Here is a 5,110-nt window from a genome sequence, read left to right as displayed (position 1 = left end):
GACGACGATCATCGCGCTCATCGACGCCGTCTGCATCACCGTCGGCCTGCTGATCCTGCGCGTACCCGGCGCGGTGGGCCTCGGCGCGCTCGTCTTCGTCTCCGCCTACATCCCCTACCTCGGCGCCTTCCTCTCCGGCGCGGTCGCCGTCCTGGTCGCCCTCGCGGACCGGGGTTTCGTGATCGCGCTCTGGGCGCTCGGGGTGGTGCTCGCGGTCCAGGTGCTGGAGGGGCACGTACTCCAGCCGGCCATCCAGAGCCGCACCGTGCAGATGCACCCGGCGGTGGTGATGCTGACGATCACCGCGGGCGCCTCCGTCGCGGGCATCCTCGGCATGCTCCTCGCCGTCCCCCTGACCGCGGCCGTCTTCGGCGTCGTCCAGGAACTCCGCGAGCGGTACGGCACCCCGGACGAGCAGCCCTAGCCCCCCTGGACCGCGCCGTCCGCCTCGTCCGCGGCGCCGTCCTCGGGGCGCTCGTACAGCTCGAACCAGATGCTCTTGCCCTCGCCGCGCGGCTCGACCCCCCAGGCGTCGGCGAGCATCTCGATCAGCATCAGGCCGCGCCCGGAGGAGGCCAGTTCGCCCGGACGGCGTTTGTGCGGGAGGTCGTCGCCGCCGTCGGTGACCTGGACGCGCAGCCGGCGCTGGTCGTGCTCGCCGAAGATCTCCGCGAGCAGCAGGGCGTCGTCGTCGGTGTGCACCAGCACGTTGGTGATCATCTCCGAGACCAGCAGCACCGCCGCGTCCACCTGCTCGTCCGGCATCCAGTCGTGCAGCAGCTCACGCAAGTGCTGGCGGGCCTCCGCGATCCGCTCCGGCGCGTCCTGCGCCACCGACAGCAGCGTGCTGCGCTCCCGGGTCCGCTCGGTGGCCGCCGGGCCGCTGAGTCCCCAGCTCTCCCCGGAGCGGAACAGCAGCAGCACCGCGATGTCGTCCTCGCGGCGGTCGGTCAGCGGGCCGGGGGTGTGGTACGAGGACGGCCCGTGCACCCCCTGCACCAGCGCGTCCGCGAGCCCCTCGAGACCGGTCTCGCGCTCCGACTCCTTGGCGCCGTACCGCTCCAGGATGGCCCGGATGCGCCGCCAGCCGCTCTCCATGTCATGGCCGCCGGTCTCGATGAGGCCGTCGGTGCACAGCATCATCGTCTCGCCGGGCTCCAGCGTGAACCGGGTCGTCGGGTAGTCCCCGTCCGGGTCGACGCCGAGCGGCAGGCCGCCCGCGGTGGGCCTGAGCACCACCGTGCCGTCGGGCAGGCGGATCACCGGCTCGGGGTGCCCGGCGCGGGCCACCTCCAGGCGCCCGGTCGCCGGGTCGACCTCCGCGTACAGACAGGTGGCGAAGCGCACGTCGGTCATGTGCTCGTCGTGGGTGATGCCGTGCAGGAAGCGGGAGGCGCGGGAGAGCACCGCGTCCGGGCGGTGCCCCTCGGCCGCGTACGCCCGCAGCGCGATCCGGAGCTGGCCCATCAGGCCGGCCGCCCGTACGTCGTGCCCCTGCACGTCCCCGATGACCAGCGCGAACCTGCCGCCCTGCGCGGTGGTTGGGGAGATCCCGCCGGGCAGCGGGATCATGTCGTACCAGTCGCCGCCCACCTGGAGGCCGCCACCGGTCGGGATGTAGCGCGCGGCCACGCCCATGCCGGGGATCTCCGGGAGCAGCGAGGGCATCATCGACCGCTGGAGCCCCTCGGACAGCTCCCGCTGGGTCTCCGCGTCGCTCGCCCGCGTCAGCGCCTGGGCCAGCATCCGGGCGACCGTGGTCAGCACCGCCCGCTCGTCCGGGGTGAACGCCACCCGGTCGCTGAACGCCGCCATCCACGCGCCCCGCGTCCGCCCGCCCAGCGTCAGCGGCAGGAACGCCCACGAGCATCGTCCGAACCGCTCGGCCAGCGGCCAGGTGGTCGGATAGCGGTCCCGGTACTCGCCGGGCGAGGACAGATAGACCGCCTGGCCGGTGCGGACCACCTCCGCGGCCGGATAGTCCGTGGTTAGCGGCATCTGGCTGAAGGGGCCGCTGTCGGTGGAGAGGTAGCCGTGCTGGCCGATGATCGTCAGCCGGTCGCCCTCCACGCCGAACACCGCGAGCCCGTCCGGGGTGAAGCCCGGCATGGACAGCGTGGCCGCGACCCGCAGCACCTCCGCCGTCGACCGCGCCTCGGCCAGCGCCCGGCCCGCGTCCAGCAGGAACGCCTCGCGGGAGCGCCGCCAGTCCCCGGTGATCGCGCTGCGCGCCGAGGACGTGCCCGGCGCCGGCTCGATCACCTCCTGAAGCGTGCCGACCAGCTCGTACGCCCGCCGTTCCCGGTCGTAGGCGGGCTTCGACCTGCTGCGCACGACCCGGACGGTGCGGCCCTCCGCGTCCACCACCCGGATGCGCACCTCGGCGAGCGTGCCGCGGGCCACGGCGAGCGGGATGACGCCGGTGATCTCGTGCCAGTCGGAGGGGTGCATCCGGGCACGGGCCTGGTTCTCGGTGAGGGTGGTGGGGCGGGCCGGCAGCCCCAGCAGCCGCGCCGCCTCCGCGTCCACGGTGACCATCTCCGTGGCCGTGTCCCACTGCCAGAGCCCCGTGGCGAGGGAGACGAGGACATCCCCCAGGGACGGCAGTGGCTCACCTGTGCGCATTGCCCCACTTTAAGAAGGTCGTCCCCACTACGGCCACCCTGGTTCGGCCAGTGGTAATGGTGGGGAGCCGATCATGGGGTGCCCGGTACCCTTGATGGGTCCGGGCCCCGTGCCCGTTCTGGCCGGGGAGAGCACAGCCCGGCGAAGAACCCCCAACGAAGGACGATGAACGACGATGCATCGGTACAGGTCCCACACCTGCGGCCAGCTCCGCGCCTCCGACGTCGGTACCGACGTCCGGCTGAGTGGCTGGCTGCACAATCGGCGCGACCTGGGCGGCATCCTCTTCATCGATCTGCGTGACCACTACGGCATCACGCAGCTCGTGGCCCGCCCCGGCACCCCCGCGTACGCGGCGCTGGACTCCATCACCAAGGAGTCCACGGTCCGCGTCGACGGCCGCGTCGTCTCACGTGGAACCGAGAACGTGAACCCCGAGCTGCCCACCGGCGAGATCGAGGTCGAGGTCGCGGAGGTCGAGCTGCTGGGCGCCGCCGCCCCGCTGCCCTTCACGATCAACGCCGAGGACGGGGTCAACGAGGAGCGGCGCCTGGAATACCGCTTCCTGGACCTGCGCCGCGAGCGCATGCACCGCAACATCATGCTGCGCACGGCGGTCATCTCGGCCATGCGCCAGAAGATGTCCGCGATGGGCTTCAACGAGATGGCCACGCCGATCCTGTCCGCCACCTCGCCCGAGGGCGCCCGCGACTACGTCGTGCCCTCGCGCGTCCACGCGGGCCGTTTCTACGCGCTGCCCCAGGCCCCGCAGCAGTTCAAGCAGCTGCTGATGATCTCCGGCTTCGACCGGTACTTCCAGATCGCGCCGTGCTTCCGTGACGAGGACGCGCGTGCCGACCGTTCGCCGGGTGAGTTCTACCAGCTCGACGTCGAGATGAGCTTCGTCGAGCAGGAGGACGTCTTCCAGCCGATCGAGAAGCTCATGACCGAGCTGTTCGAGGAGTTCGGCGGCGGCCGCCACGTCACCTCGCCCTTCCCGCGCATCCCGTTCCGCGAGGCGATGCTCAAGTACGGCTCCGACAAGCCGGACCTGCGCGCCAAGCTGGAGCTCGTGGACATCACCGACGTCTTCGAGGGCTCGGCGTTCAAGGCGTTCGCCGGCAAGCACGTGCGGGCCCTGCCGGTGCCGGACGTCGCGGGCCAGAGCCGCAAGTTCTTCGACGGCCTCGGCGAGTTCGCCGTCTCGCAGGGCGCGCAGGGCCTGGCCTGGGTGCGCGTCGGCGAGGACGGTTCGCTGACCGGCCCGATCGCCAAGTTCCTCACCGAGGACAATGTCGCCGAGCTGACCAAGCGCCTGTCGCTGGCCCCCGGCCACGCGGTGTTCTTCGGCGCGGGCGAGTTCGACGAGGTCTCCAAGATCATGGGCGCGGTGCGCGTCGAGGCGGCCAAGCGCGCGGACCAGTTCGAGGACGGCGTCTTCCGTTTCTGCTGGATCGTCGACTTCCCGATGTACGAGCGGGACGAGGAGACGGGGAAGCTCGACTTCTCCCACAACCCGTTCTCGATGCCGCAGGGCGGCCTGGAGGCCCTGGAGACCCAGGACCCGCTGGACATCCTGGGCTGGCAGTACGACATCGTCTGCAACGGTGTGGAGCTCTCCTCCGGCGCCATCCGGAACCATGAGCCGGACATCATGCTCAAGGCGTTCGAGATCGCGGGCTACGACCGGGACACGGTCGAGGACAAGTTCGCCGGTATGCTCCGCGCGTTCCGCTTCGGCGCCCCGCCGCACGGCGGCATCGCCCCCGGTGTGGACCGCATCGTCATGCTCCTCGCCGACGAGCCCAACATCCGCGAGACCATCGCCTTCCCGCTCAACGGCAACGCCCAGGACCTCATGATGGGCGCCCCGACCGAGCTGGACGAGTCCCGCCTGCGCGAGCTGCACCTGAGCATCAGGAAGCCGCAGCCGAAGTAGTAAGCGGTGCGTGTGAGACGGCCCGGCCCCCCTGGGGAGCCGGGCCGTCTCTATTCCTCGACCTCGTCCGGAGAGGCGCCGTCCTCCAGCAGCCGTTCCGCGATGTCGTCGGACCAGTGCTGGGCCCAGGTGCGCAGGGGGCCGACCTCTTCACGGGGAAGGCCGTAACGGAGGAACTCGAAGTCGGAGTAGAAGTCGGTGCCGGTGAGGCGGGACTGGAGGGTGGGGAGGTCGAAGGCGTCGTGGGCGTGCCTGCGGCCCAGTTCCTCCAGCTCGGGCAGCGAGTAGCGCTCGGCGGCGGCGCGGGCGTCGATCAGGTCCACGGCGGCTCCCCGGTCGTACAGCGCCCGGATCTTCGTACCGACGGCGTCCGCGAGGGAGAGGGCGGGTCCGTACGGGGTCAGCTGGGGCGGCTGCCAGAAGGCTTCCTTGTGCAGCGCGAGGTCGACGTCCTCCCCGCTGCGCGGATCACCGACGACGAGCTGACCGGTGAGCACCCCGACCCCCGTCACCCTCACGGGCCGCCCCCGAGCCTCCAGGGCGGCC

4 protein-coding genes are annotated in these 5,110 nt (G+C 71.6%); 2 read left to right on the top strand and 2 right to left on the bottom strand.

The features are described from left to right. On the top strand, positions 1-424 hold a 424-nt coding region (locus tag CCN33_RS16540), incomplete at its 5' end, for an AI-2E family transporter (RefSeq protein ID WP_140394567.1). Here CCN33_RS16540 and CCN33_RS16535 read toward each other — a convergent pair. Then, entirely contained in the window at positions 421-2,625 is a 2,205-nt protein-coding gene (locus CCN33_RS16535) for an ATP-binding SpoIIE family protein phosphatase (protein WP_086694368.1), read from the bottom strand. The genes CCN33_RS16540 and CCN33_RS16535 overlap by 4 nt on opposite strands. A 175-nt stretch (positions 2,626-2,800) precedes the next feature. On the opposite strand from CCN33_RS16535, the gene aspS reads away from it, so the two are divergent. Next, the gene (gene aspS / locus CCN33_RS16530) at positions 2,801-4,564 is read left to right on the top strand and encodes an aspartate--tRNA ligase (protein WP_086694367.1); all 1,764 of its coding nucleotides are present in this window, start codon (positions 2,801-2,803) and stop codon (positions 4,562-4,564) included. Between the two features lie 50 nt (positions 4,565-4,614). Here the strand turns inward: aspS and CCN33_RS16525 are convergent. Next, a partial coding sequence (locus tag CCN33_RS16525) for a hypothetical protein (RefSeq protein ID WP_086694366.1) occupies positions 4,615-5,110 on the bottom strand: 496 nt, incomplete at its 5' end.

The organism is Streptomyces recifensis (assembly GCF_002154615.1).
Classification (GTDB): Bacteria; Actinomycetota; Actinomycetes; order Streptomycetales; family Streptomycetaceae; genus Streptomyces; species Streptomyces griseoluteus.
Note: the sequence above shows the minus strand (reverse complement) of the source record. Positions and strands in the feature narration are given on the sequence as shown.